Raw genomic sequence first — 20,367 nt, 5'->3', positions numbered from 1 at the left:
ATTTTGGGGAGGAATACAATGAGTTCTTTTACTAGTTTTAAAAAAGTAAGTTATTTGTTAATAATCTTAATCGTAAGTTTAACGATTGCAAGTGGTTGTAGTGCTCCTGCCGAGCAATCACAAGGTAAAACAACTAATGAAAGTAATGAAAATACAAATGCAACTGAGCCTATTCGTTTTGGAGCAACTATTCCGATAACTGGTCCATTTGCAGCATATTCAACTTACTTTAAAAATGGTACTGATTTAGCATTGGAAGAAATCAATGCCAATGGAGGAATAAACGGACAGCCGCTAGAGGTAGTTTACGAGGATCATAAAGGTGATCCGTCCACAGGGATTTCTGCATTACAGAAACTCATAACAAAAGATAAAGTGAATACTATTTTTCTAAGTATGACAGGTGTATCTTTAGCACAAATTCCAGTTGGAGATCAAAATGAAGTATTAATGTTAACAGGAGCTGTTACTTATCCTGGTTTTGCAACTTCTAGTGAGTGGACTGTTCAGGATTCTATTAGTGTATACGGTGAGGCTACTGAAATGGCTAACTATTTAAAGGATGAGGTAAAACTTAAAACAGTTGGTATTATACACGAAAACTCAGAACTTGGTGAAATTTACCAAGATAAGTTTAAAGAAGTTGCGGGTGATCAAATCGAAGTAACAAATACTGAAACATTTGATCTAAACACAACTAATTTCAAAGGAATCATTACAAAGGTAATATCGAATAATCCAGAGGGAATCATTGCACATGGGACAGGTCAAGAACTACAACTAATATTTAAACAAATTCGCGAATTAGGATATAAAGGGAATATTTATTCAACTTCAACAACTGAAACATCTAACACAATGACTATTGCAGGTTCTGCTGCAGAAGGGATTGTTTATACGTTTAGTACTCTTGATACATCTAAGCCAAAGGTTAAAGAATTTGTAGATAAATATAAAAGTAAATATGGGGAAGATCCAGAAATTTTTGGTGCTCAGCATTATGAAATGGTGCATATGCTTGCAGATATATTGAGAGAAGGCAAGAGAACCTCAACTGAAATAAGAGATGCTTTTTTAAATATTAAAGACTATGACGGACTTACTGGAAATATTAGTTTTGACAAAGATGGACTAGTAACTAAAGATCTTCAATTAAAAATAGTTAAAAACGGTAATTTTGAAACTTTAAACTAGTGAATCTAAGTTTTTTCTAAATAGAGATTATAGGGGGGATATACCTTGACATGGGCAGTAGGAATAGATACAGGTGGAACCTTTACCGATTTAGCAGCCGTTCATAAAGAAACTGGAGAAATATATACAACAAAAGTACCATCAAATTCGAATAATCCAGCCTTAGCAATTGTGAATGCGTTAGAGATATTTGTTGAAGAAAGAAATATAAAGTTTAATGATATAGATTTTTTTGCACATGGAACAACGGTAGCAACTAATGCTGTTATAGAAAATAGAGGCGCTAAAACTGGGCTTTTAATAACTGAAGGTATGAGGGCTGTATATGATACAAGAGGTGGAACTAAACCAATTGGTTCTGATATAATAGACCCTTTTTATAAAAAACCACCTACTTTGGTATCTCAGGAACTTACTAAAGAAATCAAAGAAAGAATTATGTTTGATGGAGCAGTTTTGGAATCATTAAACGAGGTCTCAGTAATTAAAGCAGTTCAAGAGCTTAAAGAAAAGGATGTTAAATCAATAGCAGTAAGTTATTTGTTTTCCTTTATAAATCCAGAACATGAACTCCAAACAGAACAATTAATTAAAGAATTGTATCCTGAATGTCGAGTATCACTGTCTAGTAAAGTACATCCTGTTATTCGTGAATATATAAGACTTTCAACTACGGTTTTAGATGCATTTGTCGGACCGGTTATGGAATCGTATTTCCAAGATTTGGATAAAAAAATTAAAAAGTTAGGTATCCAGACGAATCATATTTATATTATGCAATCAAATGGTGGGTTAATGCGAATTAACATAGCTGTTAATTACCCAAATGAAACTTTACTTTCAGGTCCGGCAGCTGGTGTGGTATATGGAACTTCTTTGGGTAAAATGATTAACTTATCAAATATTGTAACTTTTGATATGGGCGGAACTAGTGCGGATATTAGTGTGATTTATGAGAACCAATATAGTGAAACAAGACGTGGGAAAATAGCTGGTCAAGATATAGGGACCCCAATGATACAAATAAATGCACTTGGTGCAGGAGGGGGGACAATCGCTTATATTGGAAAGGATGGTTTGCTTAAAGTAGGTCCGAGAAGCGCAGGAGCGTTTCCAGGACCTGCAAGTTATTGTAGAGGTGGAACTGAACCAACAGTTACAGATGCTAATATTGTACTTGGTTATTTAGATCCTGCCAATTTTGCGGGTGGTCGTATGAATGCAGATAAAGGACTTGCCAAGCAAGCTTTAACTAATGTGGGAAAATCTCTTAATATGGACGCTGTTGAAACAGCTATTGGTGTTAATACAATTGTAAATACTCAAATGGCAGTGGGGTTACGAACCACAATGATTGAACAAGGGGTTGACCCAAGACAATTTGCTCTAGTTGCATTTGGTGGTTCTGGTCCACTTCATGCAGCAGCTCTAGCGAAAGAGGTTGGTATTCCAAAAGTTGTAGTTCCTTTATATCCAGGGCTTACATGTGCTGTTGGTCTTCTATGTACCGATGTGAAACATATATATATAAAAAGTTTTATTAAACCTATCTATCAAATCAATATAAGTGAACTAAAAACAGAATTTGATATTCTGATACACCAAGCGATTGAGGAAGTAAAAGCGGAAGGCTTTAACGATAATGAGATAGAGCTAATACAACAAATTGATATTCGTTATCCACAACAAGGATATGAACTGACGGTTGATATTCCTTCAATTGAAGAACACAACTTCCATGAGTTACTGAAAAATATATTTCATGAAAAGCATGAAAGAATTTATGGATTATCTGCAAAAGGTGAAGAACCAGAAACTGTTAATATCAGGTTATTTGTAAAAGGAAAAGTACCCAAGCTTGATTTGAAACCAATAAAATTAAGAGGTTTGGGATCGAATGCTTTAAAAGGTTACCGTAATGTATATTTTGATAGCGTTCAAGATTTTATCAATACACCTGTGTATGACAGACAATTTCTTGGAGTAGGAAGTTGTATTAAGGGACCAGCAATTGTTGAACAAGCAGATTCCACAACTATTATTCTACCTGGAATGAATGCTGAAATCGAGTATTATGGAAACATGATCATCAACTGTAGCCCCCTTCAAGAAATTGAAGGAACAGATATTAAAAAGTCTGAGGGGGTGTGGTAACATGATCAATCCAATAACTTTAGAGGTTTTAAGTTATCGTTTAAATGAGGTTGTTTCTATGATGGAACACTTGTTGTTTCATAGCGGATATTCTCCTATTTTACGAGAATCACAGGATGGAAGTGCATGCATATTAGACTGGGAGGGGAAGGTTGTTACTGGTTCAGGTGCACCCTATCATTTATTTCCATATCATCGAACAGCACAAACTATTATAAAGAAATTTGGAAGTAAAATGAAACCGGGAGACAGTTTTCTAGTTAACGATCCTTATACATCAGGTAATTTTCATGTTCCCGATATGGCTATCGTTACTCCAGTATTTTACCATAGTGAACTTATTGCATTCTGCGCGAGTATTGCCCATAAACCTGATTTAGGGGGATTAGTACCAGGCTCATCGAGTGCGGATGCTAGGGAAATTTACCATGAGGGGTTGTTGGTTCCAGGTGTTCTTATTTGGAACGATAGCGGTATTAATTCTGACATAGAGAGTATCTTACGAGGTAATAGTCGTACTCCAAATGAAGTAGTAGGTGATATCCGTGCTCAAGTTGGGGCCACAAGAATGGGATTAAAACGGTTACAAGAAATGTGTGATGAGTATGGAAAAGATATGCTCATGACTGGGTTTAAAGAAATAATGGTATTGTCGGAAAAGCGTATTCGAAAAGAATTATCATTACTTCCGAACGGCTCACATGAAGCTGAGGCTTTTATGGATAATGATGGGGTTACTTTAAATAAACCTGTTCGTATTCATGTAAAAATTACAAAACAAGGGGAAAATATCGAATTTGATTATAGTGAAAGTAATAAGCAGGTTGATGGACCTGTTAACGTTAGGCCACAGTCTGTAGAGACAGCTTCAGTTTTGGCACTGATAGGTATTTTAGATCCGACTATTCCTATTAATGATGGAATAAGAAAGGTAGTTCGATTTATAAATCCTGAAGGTAGGGTTACCAATGCTAAATTTCCTGCACCAGTAAACAATTATTATCCAACCACACATCTTATGTATAGTTGTGTACAAAAGGCAATGGCTTCTTTCTGTAATGATAGAGTTGTTGCTCCAGCGGGATTAGGTATCGGTGGAACGAGTATTGGTTACCCAAGAGCACGCTCAGGTAAACCGGGAGTGCAGTATGAGCTAGCCAACACCTCTCTTGGAGCTACATCAGAAAATGACGGTGTATTTGGCACTTTGGCAATGAACCATATTACACCAAGTACACCTGTTGAAGTCCTGGAAACAGAATACCCACTTGTTGTTAAAAGGTGGGAACCTATAAAAGACTCGGCAGGAGCTGGAGAATACAGAGGCGGTCTTGGGTTTGTAAGAGAATATTTATTATTAGACGAAGCGAAGTTTACAGTTAGAATGGGACATTTTAAGAAAGGATCTTGGGGGGTCAATGGAGGGAGAGCTTCACAAAAAGGCAGCGTTGTTATAAATCCGGGAACAGAGACTGAAATATGCTCATCTCCTTTGGCAACTTATAATCTTAAATCAGGAGATTTGATTAGAATACAAAACGCAGGTGGATCTGGATATGGTAATCCACACGAGCGAGACCCGAAAATGGTTTTAAGAGATGTGAAGAATGGATATATTTCCATTCAAGCAGCTTTACAGGATTATGGTGTTGTTATCAATGAGGGAGAAATGAAAGTTGACGAGGAAGAAACCAGAAAAAAACGACAAAGCCTGAAATAAAGGAGCGAAAAAGATGCGATTAAAAGATAGAGTTGCCATCATTACAGGTGGTGGTAAAGGAATTGGAAAGGTGTATGCCGAGCGCTTTGCACAAGAAGGAGCAAAAGTCGTGGTGGCAGATATTGATTTTGGTGCCGCTGAAGACACAGTGGAACAAATAAAAAATAATGGTGGGAATGCAATCGCAGTATTTGTAGATGTTTCGGAAAATAATAGCACCTTAGAAATGGCACATAAAGCTTATGATACCTTTGGTTCCATCGATATTTTGATCAATAATGCATCTTTAATGAGCGTTTTACCACGAAGGCCTTGGATCGAAATACCGATTGAGGAATGGGATAAGGTTATGGAGGTTAATGTTAAAGGTCTATTCCTCTGTTCCAAAGCCGTTTATCCATATATGAAAAATAATAAGTACGGGAAAATTGTTAACATTTCTAGTACTCGTGTTTGGGATGGAACACCTAATAGACTACATTATACTTCCTCTAAGGCAGCTGTTATTGGGTTTACCCGTGCGTTAGCTAGAGAAGTTGGGGAGGATTATATTTGTGTTAATGCTATTACGCCTGGTCTAACTGCAAGTGAAACACAGTTGAAAGAAACAGATCCTAAATATTTTGAAAATCATCCATCTAATCTACTTAAATCTATAAAGCGAATGCAGGTTCCTGAGGACTTAGTAGGGGCAGTGCTCTTTCTATCATCTCCAGATAGCAACTTTATTACAGGACAAACAATCAATATTGACGGTGGTACGAACATGCATTAATTAAAAATTAGATAGAAAAGGAGTTTATGCATGCAAACGAAGATAAAAAAGGATAAACACTATTGGGAACAAATTGCCAACAAATACCGAGATCATAATTGGAGAATGTTAATTGGTGGAGAACTTACCTACGCTCAAAAAGGTGAGACTTATGAAATTATTAATCCAGCTAATGGCCATTATATTGCACGAGCTCCACTTGCAAATAAGGAGGATGTGGACCAAGCAGTCGAAGCAGCTGCTAGAGCACAAAAAGAATGGGCAAAAGTCCCGCCCTTAAAACGTGCTGAAATAGTACGCAACATTGCAAGGGTTTTAAGAGAGCGGGGCGATGAATTTGCCGCCTTGGATGCCATAGATTCTGGGAACCCAGTCCTAGCTATGCTTGCAGATGTTGAACGTGCTGCAGAATCACTGGAATATGCTGCAGGTCTAGCAACTGAAATAAAAGGAGAAACAATTCCTTCCTCTGGAGTCCATTGGCATTTAACCAGAAGAGAACCATATGGGGTAGTAGCTAGAATTAATCCTTATAATCATCCAATTGGATTTACAGCTCAAAAAATTGGTATGCCATTAATTGCAGGTAATACACTGGTTGTTAAAGCTCCTGAACAACCACCATTATCTTCGCTTTTATTCGGAGAAGTCATTAAAGATCTCCTTCCTCCTGGAGTGGTAAATATTATTAGTGGTGAAGGTAAGGTAGCTGGCGATGCACTTGTTCGTCATCATAAAGTACGCCGAATTGCGTTAGTCGGAAGTGTAAATACAGGTAAAGCAATATTGAAATCAGCCGCTGAAACAGGAGTTAAAAATATTACTTTAGAGCTTGGCGGTAAAAACGGTATGATCGTATTTCCTGATGCTGATCTAGAGGTAGCCGTTGAAGCCGCCTTTAATGGAATGAATTTCTTGAAATCACAAGGACAATCTTGTGGCTCAATGTCACGTTTATTCTTACATGAGTCTTTACATGATGAATTTTTAAAGCGATTAGTAGAAAAAGCTAGAGAGAAAACGAAAATTGGAAATCCGTTAGATCCTGAAAAAAATATGGGATGTTTAATTTCGAAAGATCATTTTGAGAGAGTTATGGGATATATCAGGTCAGCATTAAAAGAAGGTGCTAATTTGATGATAGGTGGAGGTAAACCTTCTGATCCTTCATTAGATCAAGGTTTATATATTGAGCCCACTATTTTCTCGGGTGTAACACCTAATATGCGAATATTCAGTGAGGAAATTTTTGGTCCAGTCCAATCTGTGATTAAATGGAGCAACTATGACGATATGATTAGTATGGTAAATATTGTTCCTTATGGTCTTACAGCTTCTATTTGGAGTAATGATTTTCAACAAATCTTGCGTACATCTGAAGATTTGGACGTTGGCTATATATGGGTTAATGGAACTTCTGCTCATTATGTGGGGACACCGTTTAGCGGACATAAAGATAGTGGTTTGGGAAGTGAAGAAGGGATAGAAGAGCTTATATCGTATACCCAACAAAAAGCAATACACTTTATCCGTACTTAATAAATTAAAGCGGCTATTAAAATAGAATAATCATGAATTATTATTGTTATTATACTATTAAAGAAAGGAGGTTCTTAAATTTATTTTTCTGAGTATTCTGTAAAAGTTGTATAAGAGGTAATGTAGTAACCCAGTTTCATAGAACATCCAAATATACCAAAAATCTATAGAAAGGAGTTGAGAAGTTGCCAAAACCGTTAATTGGTTTATTAACTCCACAAGATATATATGAAAAAGAGTATAAAACATTATTAGAAACTCAATGTGATGTTATTTATGGGAAGTCGGTAAATAGGTATCCCGATTATAAATATACTACAGAGGAGTTACTCGATTATTTCGGTAATTGTGATGGCATTATAGTTGGTGGAAGGGATCGTGTTCCTAAAGATTTTATAGAAAATGCTCCAAAACTAAAAGTCATTACTAAATCAAGTATTGGTGTTGAAAAAATTGATATAAAAACTGCTAGTGAGAATACTATATTGGTTACAAATGCACCTATACCTCACAATTTTATTTCTGTGGCAGAAGGTACTATTACATTGATGCTTTCTGTTTTAAAGCGAGTTTTTGAACTAGACCAGATGACCAGAAACGGTCAATGGAGAAATTATGATATATTACCAAACCTACTTTATACCAAAAAAATTGGAATTATTGGTTTCGGAAGAATTGGAAAAGCGGTTGTTGAACGATTAAAAGGTTGGGGTGTAGAGCTTTATGTATATGACCCATATGTACCTGATCAAGTTATTAAGGATGCCGGTGTTATTAACTTAGCCTTAGAAGACTTACTAAAAACCTGTGACGTTATTAGCATTCATGTGGTTTTAACTCATGAAACACATCACCTATTGAATAAAGATAGACTTAATAGAATGAAAGCGGATTCAATAATTGTGAACACTTCACGTGGGGGGGTGATTGATGAAGAAAGCTTGTTAGAGTGCTTAAAGTCAAAAAGGATAGCAGCTGCCGGGTTAGATGTATTTGAAAATGAACCAGCAGTTGCATCAAATCCATTGTTCGGGCTGGATAATGTAGTTGTTACACCACATTGCATCTCTTTGACCTCCGAAAACCTTAGACATTTAACATTAACAGCAATAGATGAATGTACAAACGCCATTCATGGAAACACACCAAAGTACATTGTTAATTCAGAAATTATCGAACGATGGAAAAAAAGGATATCAATTTATTAGTTTAAATTATTCTTTACTTTTAGGTATTTTAGGTAGAAGTAAAGAGAATGGGGGGAACTTTTTGAAGAAGATTTATTTATCTTTACTGGGTTTGCTATTAATGTTTTTAGTCATCGGTTGTAGTTCTAGTGTAGACAATACGGAACAAACCAATACAGATGTGTCAAATAATGAAACACAACAAGAAAGTCAACCAAGCATAGACTTTCCAAAAGATGATCTTGAATTTGTAGTTGGTTATAATCCTGGTGGTGGATACAGTCAATGGGCACAGTCAATCGCCCAGTTTATGGGTGATCATTTACCAAATAAGGTAAAGGTAGAAGTTAGGCATATGGATGGTGCTGGTGGTGTCACAGCATTAAATTATTTACAAAATGCTGAGCCAGATGGACATACTTTTGAAATCATAAATTTATCTGGTTTGGGCCCAACGCAATTAGCTCGTGAAGTAGAATACGATCTGACTGAAATGACATGGTTAGCGACAGTAAACAAAGATACTTATACGGCTGTCGTTAATCCAGATTCTGGATATAAAAGTTTAGAAGATTTAAAGAAAAAGGGTGATAAGGTAATTGTTGCAACTAGAGGAATGGGCTCCAATGATACAATTGCGGCCGCGATTATATTTAGTAAGTTAGGGATTGAATGGGAGCCCTTAGTAGTGTCAGGAACAAGTGAAGTCGTACTTTCAGCTATTCGTGGCGATGCTGATGTAGTTTTCTCTACCTATGAAAGTATTCAAGAATCTATTGCAGCAGGTGATTTAGATTTTATCCTACATTTTGGTGATGAACCACATCCAGATTATCCGGATGTTCCAATGAGTAATGATGTTGGCTTGAGTGAATTTAATGACATCTTTAGTATTAATCGAGTTATAGCTGCACCACCTGGGGTTTCAGGTGAAAATGCAGCTGTTCTGGAAAAAGCGTTAAAAGATACTTTAGAAAACCCAGAATTTATCGCTATGATGGAGAAAGCAAATTTTACAATTGTATATGAAGATGCAAAAGGAACAGAAAAAATTGTTTTAGATACTATCGATACTTTCTCTAAATACCAAGATATCTTAAAAGAGATGTTCGTTGAATAATTAATTATTACATGTATCCAAAGGGATTGTCACAGTTCCTTTGGATACCACATATATTCACTGATTAATTAAGCATACTAGGAGGGGTGAAGTTTGGGTTTTATTACACAATTAGGCGCTGTATTGCAGTGGGATATAATGCTATTGATGATACTAGCTGTCATCATTGGTATTGTTATAGGAATCTTACCAGGACTAGGTGGAAGTGTTGCTTTAGCTCTATTAATTCCCATGACATTTGGTATGAGTCCTGAGGCAGCTATTGTGATACTAATATCTGCTTACGGATCTGTAACATATGGTGGATCGATGACCTCCATTCTAGTGAATACACCGGGCGAGGCAACTAGTGCAGCGACAACCTTTGATGGGTATCCATTGATGAAACAAGGAAAAGGCGGATTAGCAATTGTTGTTGCAGTAATTTGTTCCGCATTAGGCGGTATTGTTGGATTTATAATATTGGATCTATTAATTCCGGTAGCCAGAGGATTAGTCCTAGCCTTTTCTTTTCCAGAATTTTTTATGTTATCCTTTCTTGGATTAACCGTAATTGCTGTTGTTACTCGTGAAAATACATTTAAAGGCTTGATTGCAGCATTAATAGGATTAATAATAGCTTTTATTGGTACAGATCCAATATTAGGTAATGCCCGTTTAACTTTTGGTACTGATTATTTATGGGATGGTATCCCTCTTATCCCTCTTGTTATTGGTATCTTTGCGATATCAGAAGCATTTAATCTCTATAAAAATGATGAAACCTTTACAACTAAATTTGCAGTTAAAAATAATGTTGTAGTTGAAGGTTTTAAAACTGTTTTTAGTAGATTTTGGTTATTTCTTCGATCATGTTTAATTGGAGTACTAATCGGTATTATCCCTGGAGTAGGCGGTTCTGTGGCAAGTTTTATGGCTTACGGCTCAGCAGTCCAAACATCTAAAAATCCCGAAAAATTTGGAAAAGGTGCGATTGAAGGTGTAATTGCTCCTGAGTCTGCTAATGATTCTAAAGAAGGTGGAGCATTACTTCCAACACTTGCGTTTGGAATTCCTGGAAGTGTTGGGATGGCAGTTTTTATTGGAGGTCTAGTTATGCATGGTTTCACACCAGGCCCCAAAATGTTAACCACGCATATTGATATTGTTTATTTTATGATTGCTGCAGCAATTGTAAGCAAGGTAGTTGCACTTGTTATCAGCTTATTGATCGGACCTAAGTTAGCATTTGTTACAAAAATTCGTGGGTCATTAATTGCACCTGGAGTTATTGTTCTATCGCTAGTAGGAGCATATACGTATAGAGGGAATTTTGGTGATGTTGTTTTGGCACTTATTTTCGGAATTATCGGAATGTTAATGGTGAAATATTCATTTTCGAGAATCCCGTTCATAATTGCAGTAGTTTTAGGTGGCTTGGTCGAGTCATCATTTTATCAAACGATGATAACCCATGGCATTGCAGGCTTTTTTACTAGACCAATCACATTAGTCTTATTATTGCTCTGTATTGCATCTTTAGGGTGGCCTCTATTATCTAAAAAAATAGCAAAAAAAACTAATGGAGGGGCATAATGATCAAAATTACGAGGAATGGATTGTTTAGTCTTACAATATTGCTCTTTGCAATTGTTATATTTGTGGCCACACTTACATTTCCTAACGGTACATCAGATGTTCCTAAAATGATCTCCATTTGTTTAATTGTTTTAACTTTAATACAAGTATTGAATGACCTGTTTCCTGAATTTAAGAAAAGAACTTATTACTTACATCGCCAGAAAGAGGAAATAAGTGCTCAGGAGGAAGAACAAGAAAAATTTAATGTTTACCGTAACCATGTCTCATTCGCAATATGGATTTCCATTTTTGTTCTATTAATTTATTACATTAACGTTTTACCTTCCATTGCAATCGCTTTATTTTTATATTTGAAAGTCATCTCAAAAGAATCGTGGAAATTATCAATCCTTTACTCAGTAGTTTTTACATTAGGGATATATTTAATTTTTGTCGTAGGTTTAGGTGTTAACTATTTTATTTAATTCAATAATTGATAGGAGCATTCCTGTAATGAAGAAATTTGAGGGTTGAACAAAAAAAGAGCCCCTTGGTATGATACGAGGTGTCCACAGCTGATCAGCACTAAGGACCCTTAATTTAAGTAACCAAGGAGGACTCATAATGAATTATACACAAAATCACAAAATCTCTCAAATCACACCTTCAACTTTAGTTATTGGCATTGATGTTGCAAAAGAAAAGCACGTAGCACGCGCACAAGACGACAGAGGCTTAGAATTCGGAAAACGTCTGATTTTCCAAAACAGATTTCATGGCTTTGAGCTATTACTTGAATGGGCTCACCGCCACGCAAAAGAAAATTCTAAAGATCATATCATTTTTGGTGTAGAACCAACAGGTCATTTTTGGCTGAATCTAGCTTATTATTTGACTGCAAAGGGCTATGACATTGTATTAGTCAACCCAATGCATGTTAAGAAAAGCAAAGAACTTGATGATAACTCACCCACGAAAAATGACACAAAAGATGCAAAAGTAATCGCACAGTTGATTAAAGATGGGCGATACTCTGTACCTAATCTCTTAGATGGCATCTATGCTGAACTTAGAGAAGGCGTCAAAATTAGAGATCAACTCATCCAACAATTAATGATTACAGAAGGGCGTATTCCAAAGATGATTGATCGCTACTTTCCAGAATTCTGCGATGTCTTTGGAGACTGGGAAGGTAAAGCAGCTCTTTGTACATTAAAACTTTTCCCATCTCCATCGCAAATCGTGGAGATGACACCTGAAGAGATACTTCAAGAATGGAAACCATTTGTTCAAAGAGGTGTTGGAATTAAACGGGCTACAAAGTTAGTAGAGGCTGCTCGTAAGAGCATTGGTTTAACTATTGGAACCCAATTTGCACAACGAGAGATGGATAATCTCCTTGAACAATTAGAGCTTTTCAGAAAGCAACTAGAAGACCTTGATCAAGAGTTAGAAGGTATTGTTAGAACGATACCTGGTGCAAATGAAATGATTGATATTACAGGACTTGGCGTAGCCACAGTCACTACTTTTTTATCTGAAATTGGGGATCTCAAAAATTATAAGCATCCCCAGCAGCTAGTTAACCTAGCAGGACTCTCCTTGCGAGAGAATAGTTCAGGGAAACACAAAGGAAAAACAACCATTACTAAACGAGGTCGAAGTAAACTACGAAGGGCTTTGTATATGGCTATACGTCCTCTGGTTGCACATAATCCAACGTTTAAAGCCCTGCATCATTATTACACAAAACGTCCTGATAGACCTTTAAAGAAACAGCAGTCTCTGATTGCCTTGTGTTGTAAATTATTACGAGTCATTTTTGTCATAGGACATAAACAATGTCAATTTGATGGTTCCAAGTTATTACAAGGGATACCTCAAGAAAACCTATTACAGGTTGCATAATCAAACAGTAAACACTTTAGATACTCTATATTCTCAATAGATAAACACCAATAGTGCAGAGTCGGAGTTTATTTTTACCATTCGGGCTATGACCCAGTATAGGAGCATATCCGACCTCCACCTTATGGATACGCAGGACGAAGGAATGTATGGACCCGATCCGGTGAGACATGGGAGGGTTAGCGGCCGTGAGTTATGTGGAGTTTTCATAGCACGGTTATACTAATAATTACCAAACTATACCAGTTTGGTGGTTAGGATGCACCTCCACCTGTAAGGAACTTGAAGAAATTCAAATACTATCCACTGTTTCAGGTGTGTTAACTATTAGGTGTTTATGAAACTTTGAGAATACGTGAGGATTCTAGAGATATTTAAACTTTATTGAGGGAGTGTTTAATAATGGCATTAGATAATGGAAAAAAATACGGATCTGATATTATGGCAGAGTTAATATCCAATTTAAATATACCTTTTATTGCACTGAATCCTGGAGCCTCATATCGAGGGCTTCATGATTCATTGATCAACCATCCAGATAAAAATATGCCGGAAATCATAACTTGTACCCATGAAGAAATTTCTGTAGACATTGCTCATGGCTATGCAAAAGCAACTGGTCGACCAATGGCAGCTGCTATTCATAACGTTGTTGGACTTCAACATGCGTCAATGGCCATATTTAACGCTTGGTGCGCACGTGTACCCATGCTTTTATATGGAGGTACCGGCCCAATGAATGTTGAAGAAAGGAGACCTTGGATTGATTGGATCCATACAGCTTTAGTTCAGGGAAATCTCATCCGTGATTTTGTGAAGTGGGATGATCAACCTGCAACATTAAATAGTTTAGAAGATTCTATTTATAGAGCATATCGGTTAGCTGTTACAGAACCGGCAGGCCCTACATATGTTTGTTTCGATTCAGGACTTCAAGAACAAGTACTTCCAGATAATCATAAACCCGTGGAACCATTTGATGAAAGCCGCTATGTACCTGATTCACCAGGAGCAAATCCATCGAGTCTAGAACAATTAGCTGAAGCACTTATAACTGCGGAGTGGCCAGTCATTCTAGTTGATCATACAGGGAGATCGGACGAAAGTTTCCGTTTATTATCAGAGCTTTCTGAAGAGTGGGCAATTCCTGTTTTAGATTTAAATGGTTACTTTAATATGTCAACTACTCATCCAATGAATTTAACAGGTGATAATCATAATGTATTGGAAAAAGCAGATGTAATATTAGCGCTTGATGTTCGAGATATTTTTGGTACTGTCTCAAAGATCGATCGAGTTACACGTAAAACAGAATCTGTGTTAAGGGATGACGTTCGGGTATTTTCTATGGGATTGCAAGATTATAGCGTTCGTTCATGGGCTGCAGACTACCAAAAGTTGTTTCCTACTGAAAAAACAATACTAGCCGACACAAAAACAGCATTACCATTACTGAAGAAGATTATTGCTGAAAAAAATCAAACTGTAAATAATGGGACCATTACTATAGAAGATCGTTTTGGTCAGGTAAAAGAATGGCATGACAGACTACGAGCAGAATGGTTGAATACGGCTGAGGAACAGAAACAAAAATCACCGATCACTGCTTCTGCATTTGCTCTTGAGTTGTGGAATGCAATAAAAGATGAAGATTTTATGGTAGCTAATGGTGGCTTAAGTGGTTGGGTTAATAGAATCTTTGATATAAAAGAACCGCGTCAGTCATTAGGGGTAAGTTGGGCTGGAGGAGGTATCGGTTGCGGCATCGGGATGACAATTGGGGCTTGTTTAGCACACCGAGGTACTGACAAATTAATAGTTGATATTCAATCAGATGGTGATTTGTTATTCACTTCTGGAGGGCTATGGACATTAGCACATCATGAATTACCAGCTTTGATTGTGATGTTTAACAACCGTTCTTACTACAATTCTGAGGAACATCAAATCAATATAGCACGTCATCGAAATAGAGATGTATCACGAACTGTAATTGGCACTAGAATAGAAAATCCAAATGTCAACTTTGCAAAAATGGCTGAAACATTTGGTATTCATGGTATAGGTCCAATTGAAAGAATAGAGGACCTTGGACCAACTATTAGAGAGGCAATTGAAATTATTAAACGCGATAAAGTACCGGTACTCATTGATGTAGTTACACAAGCAAAGTAAAAAAGATTTTAGGGAGGTAAGAAATATATATGGAAACATATTTGGTTGGCAATACGAGTGAATTTTTAGAAGATAATAGAAAAATTATAAGATGTAACGAAGAATTAGAGATTTGTGTTTTTAAAGTTGATAATCAATACTTTGCATATCTAAATGAGTGCATACATCAAGGCGGTCCAGTATGTGAGGGAGAAATACTAGGGAAGGTAGAAACAATTTTTGGTGAACATAAGACAGTTTTAGGAGAAAAATTTTCAGACGATATCACTCATATTGTATGTCCGTGGCATGGTTGGGAATTTAATGTTAAGACTGGTGAAAGTGCAGCTGATAAAAGTAAATGTTTAAAGAAATTTGAGGTTCTGGAGGAAGGGGAAGAGGTTTATGTCATCGTCAAATAATAGTACTCTTACTAAATTAGAAGAGATTATCAATGAATATATTAATTTAGATATTTTATCTAATCGAAGTGGAGAACATGGGGCGGAATTGAGTCAGGAAACGATACAAAAATTATTAACATTGGCAGTGAAACTTTATGTTTCAAAGATAGAAAAAGATGAGATAAGATTTTCACCATTTGATCAAAATGTCAGTGCGACTGAGGTCATGATTACCGTATCAGCTATGTTAAAAGCTGCAGATGTTGAGTTGTTTGAACTCGGATTATGGCAATCTTGGAACTAACATTAAATTTATTAAATAAAGGGTGAAAATAGTGAAAAGTGAATTTGATACACGTCAATTATTAGCAAAAGCAAAAAAACAAGCTGAAGTTAGAGGTTATAATAAGTTTCCAATTGTCGATGTTGATGCACACCATTATGAAAACGAATCGTGGTCTGAAATTATTCAATACATTGAGGAGCCAATTATAAAACATATGGCTGAAGCTTCAGCGAGAAAAGGTGGAGGAAGACCAGGACTTCTTCCATCTGAATTAGGTAATCAAGACATGGGTGGAAGAATTTCACGGTATCAAAAGAGACGCACTGAGAGTGTAAAAGAAGGAGTTTCACTTTCTGATCGTGATCTTGAACTGATTCGGCGTTATAAAGATTCAATGGGTATTGATTATTCTATTATTTTCCCTACTCCGATGTTGAATCTAGGTTTACAACCTCAACAAGAAATAGAGGTAGCAGTTGCTAGGGCCTATGCAAAATGGATTACAGATAGAATCGTATCAAAAGATTCGTCAATTAAGACAATGCTATACCTCCCATTCAATGATCCGGAGGCATGCATTCGCATAGTGGAAGAGTTTTCTGATGCACCTGGTGTTGTAGGTTTTATGGTTACAAGTGTTCGATATAAACCGGTCCATCATAACGTGTATATGAGATTATATGAGTTACTTCAAGAGAAAAAAATGCCACTTGGATTTCATGCCGGTTATCATTGGATGGGTGAACGTTCAATGGAACAATTAAATAAGTTTATTTCTGTACATGCACTAGGATTTACTTTCTATAATATGATTCATTTAACGAATTGGGTCATCAATGGCATTTCTGAACGGTTCCCAGATCTTAAAGTGATTTGGATTGAAAGTGGCTTAGCTTGGGTACCATTTATGATGCAGCGCTTAGATCATGAGTACATGATGCGTTCTTCCGAAGCGCCGATATTAACAAAGAAACCAAGTGAATATATTCGTAATTTTTATTTTACAACACAGCCAATGGAAAGACCGGATGATTTGGAGTTATTGAAGTCAACATTTAAAGCAATCAATGCAGAAACACAGTTAATGTATTCATCAGATTACCCACATTGGGACTTTGATTTACCAAGCACCATATATGATTTACCATTTCTAGATGAACAGGCAAAACGAAATATTTTAGGAGGTAATGCAATTAAGTTATTTAATATTGATGTACCGGAAACACAATTGAAAGGTAGAAATTAATGATTGTATCTGCTGAACTTCTTAGAGACATTGCCAAACAATCTTTTGATATTGCTGGTTTAGACAAAAAGATGTCAGAAATAATCGCAGATGTATTAGTTGATGCAGACTTAAGAGGGATTCACTCACATGGTATCCATAACTTGCCACGGTACACTAGAGGTTTTATAGAAAAACAATTAAATGCTCAACCCAATTTTAATCATATTGTGGATAATGGGATATTTAGTGTTATTGATGGTGATAATACACTGGGTGTTTTAGGTGCTAATTATGCTATGGAATTAGCGATTGAAAGAGCCAAACAATTTGGTATTGGCTTAGTAGGAGTCCGTAATAGTAGTCATTTTGGACCTGCATACTATTATTCTAAAAAAGCAATTGAACATAATATGATCGGTTTCAGTGTGACTAATGGTCGAGATGTTATGGCACCTTGGGGTGGTCGTAAGTCTCTAATTAGTAATAATCCATTTTCGTATGCTATTCCAGCAGGAGACGAATCACCGATAATATTAGACATTGCTTGTAGTGTTTCCGCAAGAGGTAGAATCAGAATGATGGCTAGAAATGATCAACCTATTCCAGAAAATTGGGCCTTAGATAAAGATGGTGATGTGACAACTAACGCCTGGGAGGCATTAGGAGGATCTGTATTACCATTTGGAGGACATAAGGGATATGGAATAGCTGTTGTAAATGAAGTACTATCGGCTGTATTAACGGGTGCTTTATTATCTTTTGAACAAGGGGAAAATTTATTAAATGAAACAAATAATGTTCAAAGTAATGTTCAGACTGCATGGGGTTGCGGACATCTCTTCGGAGCCCTTGACATATCCAAATTTACACCAGTGGATGAATTCAAAACAAGAGTAGACTTCATGATAAGCACTTTTAAAACATCTCCTAAGGCTAAAGATGTACAGCGTATTTATTTACCTGGAGAGATTGAAAATGAGTTATTTGTAGAAAGATTAAAGTCTGGTATTCCATTAAACAGTAATACTGTTTATTTAATAAAAGACTTCTTGCAAAATGAAGTTAAAATAAAATCTGCGATTTTTCAGACAACAGAGTAGAGAATTAAGATGAGGAAAAAGAAAGGTTGTTCATGTTACCACAGTTTTATAGCAGCTGTGGTTTCTTTTTATGTTCCTAAATAACAACCTAAACAGTTGATTATTTTTCATGTCCATTTCATTTCAATATAAAGAAGTGTGAATATAAAATTCAGAAATTTTAGTTTTTTTAATTGAAAAAATATGGAAAACATGATATATTATTTTTATAAATTTCATAATACAAAACATGTTTCGTAATACGAAACAAAATAATGGGGCAAAGTTTTAATTGTTAAAAGGGAGGAATTTATTATGATGAGTGCTGAGCAAAACAAAACAGTTACACAGGTAGGTCCAGGAACGCCAATGGGTAATTTACTCCGACGTTATTGGTTTCCAATAGCAGCAGTTTCTGAATTAAAAGACAAATTTACAAAAAAAGTACGCTTATTGGGAGAGGATTTAGTACTCTATAAAGATCGTTCAGGTAATATTGGATTAATTCAGGAACGTTGTCCGCATCGGGGTGTTTCTATGGCTTACGGTATGCCTGCTGAAGAAGGACTTCGCTGCCAGTATCATGGCTGGTGTTTTAACAGTAAGGGCAACTGTACTGATCAACCAAACGAACCTGAAACAAGTACATTTAAGGATCGGATTAAAATAAAAGCGTATGAAGTGCAAGAGATGGGAGGGTTGTTCTTTGCCTATTTAGGACCTAAACCGGCTCCACTTCTACCACGTATAGATGGTTTTGCAGTAGAAAACGCTATCCGTAGCATTGGCCATGCAACCTTACCGGTAAATTTCCTTCAAGTCATGGAAAATTCATTAGACCCAGCCCATACCGAATGGCTACACGGCCATTATGCTCAGTTTGTAAAAGAACAAAAGGGAGAAGTGGATGAAAATGCATTTGTGCGCCATCATAAAAAAATAGCATTTGATCGATTTGAGTATGGTATTATAAAACGCCGCTTATTTGAAGGACAGTCTGAGGAAAGTGATGATTGGAAAGTAGGGCATCCAATTGTATTCCCATACATTTTAGCTGTTGGAGGAACAGCCGGTGAAGGCAGCTATGCGTTTCAAATGCGTGTGCCCGTAGATGATGAAACAACATGGCATGTTTGGTATCAAGCATATGCTCAGCATCCATCTGTTGAGATTCCTGAGTCTTTAAAAGAAATTCCATTTTATGAGGTTCCATATAAAAATGAAAATGGTGAGTATATAGTTGATTATATTGACGGTCAAGATATTATGTGTTGGATTACGCAGGGGGCAATAGCAGACCGCACTGATGAGCGTCTTGGAACAACAGATAAAGGCATTATTATGTATCGTCAAATGATAAAAGAAGAAATTGCAAAAGTTGAACGTGGTGAAGATCCGATTGGTGTGATTCGAGATCCAGAAAAAAATCAGTTTATTGAATTGCCTTTAGAGAAACAAAAACATCATTATAGCGATGGATTTGATGTCACTACTAAACGATTCCAAACTCGATTCGCTCCAAATGTTGAGGATTTAATTGACTTTTATAGTATGGGAGTTAAATAAAAAGGTTTTGTAAGCAAACGGTCAAACTATACGCTGATAGACAGCAAAAGCTGTCTATCAGCGTATAGTTTTTTTTATTGTTAAATACATGGATGAGAATGACAATTTCATAAGGCCGATGAAGAGGAATCCGCGTAAAAAATACCAAGTGATTCCTTTTCATCAGGCCAATGAAGAGGAAACTGTATTAAAAATACCAAGTGAAACCTCTTCATCAAGCCGATGAAGAGAAAACCGCATTAAAAATAGCAAGTGAATCCTCTTCATCAAGCCGATGAAGAGGAAACCGCGTAAAAAATACCAAGTGATTCCTTTTCATCAGGCCGATGAAGAGGAAACCGCGTAAAAAATACCAAGTGATTCCTCTTCATCAGGTCGATGAAGAGGATACTTCGTAAAAAATACCAAGTGATTCCTCTTCATCAAGCCGATGAAGAGGAAACTGTATTAAAAATACCAAGTGATTCCTCTTCATCAGGCCGATGAAGAGGAA

The 20,367-nt window shown here is 36.4% G+C and carries 16 protein-coding genes; all 16 read left to right on the top strand.

The window, feature by feature from the left end:
• Positions 1 to 18 precede the first annotated feature (18 nt).
• The 16 genes from C1724_RS20775 to C1724_RS20700 all read left to right on the top strand — a co-directional run bounded on the left by C1724_RS20775 (position 19) and on the right by C1724_RS20700 (position 19,874).
• Positions 19 to 1,194: an ABC transporter substrate-binding protein gene (locus tag C1724_RS20775; RefSeq protein WP_102348680.1), complete on the top strand. Its 1,176-nt coding sequence runs from the start codon at positions 19 to 21 to the stop codon at positions 1,192 to 1,194.
• Between the two features lie 45 nt (positions 1,195 to 1,239).
• The gene (locus C1724_RS20770) at positions 1,240 to 3,348 is read left to right on the top strand and encodes a hydantoinase/oxoprolinase family protein (protein WP_102348679.1); all 2,109 of its coding nucleotides are present in this window, start codon (positions 1,240 to 1,242) and stop codon (positions 3,346 to 3,348) included.
• Between the two features lies 1 nt (position 3,349).
• A complete protein-coding gene (locus C1724_RS20765) occupies positions 3,350 to 5,068 on the top strand; it encodes a hydantoinase B/oxoprolinase family protein (RefSeq protein ID WP_102348678.1) in 1,719 nt (572 codons plus the stop codon).
• A gap of 13 nt (positions 5,069 to 5,081) precedes the next feature.
• Entirely contained in the window at positions 5,082 to 5,843 is a 762-nt protein-coding gene (locus C1724_RS20760; RefSeq protein WP_102348677.1) for an SDR family NAD(P)-dependent oxidoreductase, read from the top strand.
• Positions 5,844 to 5,873: 30 nt separating this feature from the next.
• Positions 5,874 to 7,382, top strand: coding sequence for an aldehyde dehydrogenase family protein (locus tag C1724_RS20755; RefSeq protein WP_219723286.1), 1,509 nt, complete (start codon positions 5,874 to 5,876; stop codon positions 7,380 to 7,382).
• Positions 7,383 to 7,567: 185 nt separating this feature from the next.
• Positions 7,568 to 8,590, top strand: a complete 1,023-nt coding sequence (locus C1724_RS20750; RefSeq protein ID WP_102348676.1) for an NAD(P)-dependent oxidoreductase — start codon at positions 7,568 to 7,570, stop codon at positions 8,588 to 8,590.
• 61 nt (positions 8,591 to 8,651) lie between these two features.
• Positions 8,652 to 9,689: a Bug family tripartite tricarboxylate transporter substrate binding protein gene (locus tag C1724_RS20745; RefSeq protein WP_180994378.1), complete on the top strand. Its 1,038-nt coding sequence runs from the start codon at positions 8,652 to 8,654 to the stop codon at positions 9,687 to 9,689.
• A gap of 93 nt (positions 9,690 to 9,782) precedes the next feature.
• Positions 9,783 to 11,264, top strand: a complete 1,482-nt coding sequence (locus tag C1724_RS20740) for a tripartite tricarboxylate transporter permease (protein WP_102348674.1) — start codon at positions 9,783 to 9,785, stop codon at positions 11,262 to 11,264.
• Positions 11,264 to 11,734, top strand: coding sequence for a tripartite tricarboxylate transporter TctB family protein (locus C1724_RS20735; RefSeq protein ID WP_102348673.1), 471 nt, complete (start codon positions 11,264 to 11,266; stop codon positions 11,732 to 11,734). Before C1724_RS20740 ends, C1724_RS20735 begins: the two co-directional genes overlap by 1 nt.
• Positions 11,735 to 11,873: 139 nt before the next feature.
• Positions 11,874 to 13,157, top strand: a complete 1,284-nt coding sequence (locus C1724_RS20730) for an IS110 family transposase (RefSeq protein ID WP_102348672.1) — start codon at positions 11,874 to 11,876, stop codon at positions 13,155 to 13,157.
• A gap of 402 nt (positions 13,158 to 13,559) precedes the next feature.
• Positions 13,560 to 15,332: a thiamine pyrophosphate-binding protein gene (locus C1724_RS20725; protein ID WP_102348671.1), complete on the top strand. Its 1,773-nt coding sequence runs from the start codon at positions 13,560 to 13,562 to the stop codon at positions 15,330 to 15,332.
• A 29-nt stretch (positions 15,333 to 15,361) separates the two neighbouring features.
• Positions 15,362 to 15,733, top strand: a complete 372-nt coding sequence (locus C1724_RS20720; RefSeq protein ID WP_102348670.1) for a Rieske (2Fe-2S) protein — start codon at positions 15,362 to 15,364, stop codon at positions 15,731 to 15,733.
• Complete coding sequence (locus C1724_RS20715; protein ID WP_102348669.1) at positions 15,717 to 16,019, top strand: hypothetical protein; 303 nt, start codon at positions 15,717 to 15,719, stop codon at positions 16,017 to 16,019. Before C1724_RS20720 ends, C1724_RS20715 begins: the two co-directional genes overlap by 17 nt.
• 31 nt (positions 16,020 to 16,050) lie before the next feature.
• On the top strand, positions 16,051 to 17,247 hold the full coding sequence (locus C1724_RS20710; protein ID WP_219723285.1) for an amidohydrolase family protein: 1,197 nt from the start codon (positions 16,051 to 16,053) through the stop codon (positions 17,245 to 17,247).
• On the top strand, positions 17,247 to 18,329 hold the full coding sequence (locus C1724_RS20705) for an Ldh family oxidoreductase (RefSeq protein WP_102348667.1): 1,083 nt from the start codon (positions 17,247 to 17,249) through the stop codon (positions 18,327 to 18,329). Before C1724_RS20710 ends, C1724_RS20705 begins: the two co-directional genes overlap by 1 nt.
• A 294-nt stretch (positions 18,330 to 18,623) precedes the next feature.
• Positions 18,624 to 19,874 carry an aromatic ring-hydroxylating dioxygenase subunit alpha gene (locus C1724_RS20700; protein ID WP_102348666.1) on the top strand — a complete coding sequence of 417 codons (1,251 nt, stop codon included), beginning with the start codon at positions 18,624 to 18,626 and terminating at the stop codon, positions 19,872 to 19,874.
• The last annotated feature ends 493 nt before the right edge of the window (positions 19,875 to 20,367 follow it).

Source organism: Bacillus sp. Marseille-P3661 (assembly GCF_900240995.1).
Lineage (GTDB): Bacteria > Bacillota > Bacilli > Bacillales > Bacillaceae_J > OESV01.
Note: the sequence above shows the minus strand (reverse complement) of the source record. Positions and strands in the feature narration are given on the sequence as shown.

Bases quoted from the DNA above. Each gene is read 5' to 3' on its own strand.
- C1724_RS20775 (WP_102348680.1), top strand. From the start codon at position 19: ATGAGTTCTTTTACTAGTTTTAAAAAAGTAAGTTATTTGTTAATAATC.
- C1724_RS20765 (WP_102348678.1), top strand. From the start codon at position 3,350: ATGATCAATCCAATAACTTTAGAGGTTTTAAGTTATCGTTTAAATGAG.
- C1724_RS20760 (WP_102348677.1), top strand. From the start codon at position 5,082: ATGCGATTAAAAGATAGAGTTGCCATCATTACAGGTGGTGGTAAAGGA.
- C1724_RS20755 (WP_219723286.1), top strand. From the start codon at position 5,874: ATGCAAACGAAGATAAAAAAGGATAAACACTATTGGGAACAAATTGCC.
- C1724_RS20735 (WP_102348673.1), top strand. From the start codon at position 11,264: ATGATCAAAATTACGAGGAATGGATTGTTTAGTCTTACAATATTGCTC.
- C1724_RS20730 (WP_102348672.1), top strand. From the start codon at position 11,874: ATGAATTATACACAAAATCACAAAATCTCTCAAATCACACCTTCAACT.
- C1724_RS20725 (WP_102348671.1), top strand. From the start codon at position 13,560: ATGGCATTAGATAATGGAAAAAAATACGGATCTGATATTATGGCAGAG.
- C1724_RS20720 (WP_102348670.1), top strand. From the start codon at position 15,362: ATGGAAACATATTTGGTTGGCAATACGAGTGAATTTTTAGAAGATAAT.
- C1724_RS20715 (WP_102348669.1), top strand. From the start codon at position 15,717: ATGTCATCGTCAAATAATAGTACTCTTACTAAATTAGAAGAGATTATC.
- C1724_RS20705 (WP_102348667.1), top strand. From the start codon at position 17,247: ATGATTGTATCTGCTGAACTTCTTAGAGACATTGCCAAACAATCTTTT.
- C1724_RS20700 (WP_102348666.1), top strand. From the start codon at position 18,624: ATGATGAGTGCTGAGCAAAACAAAACAGTTACACAGGTAGGTCCAGGA.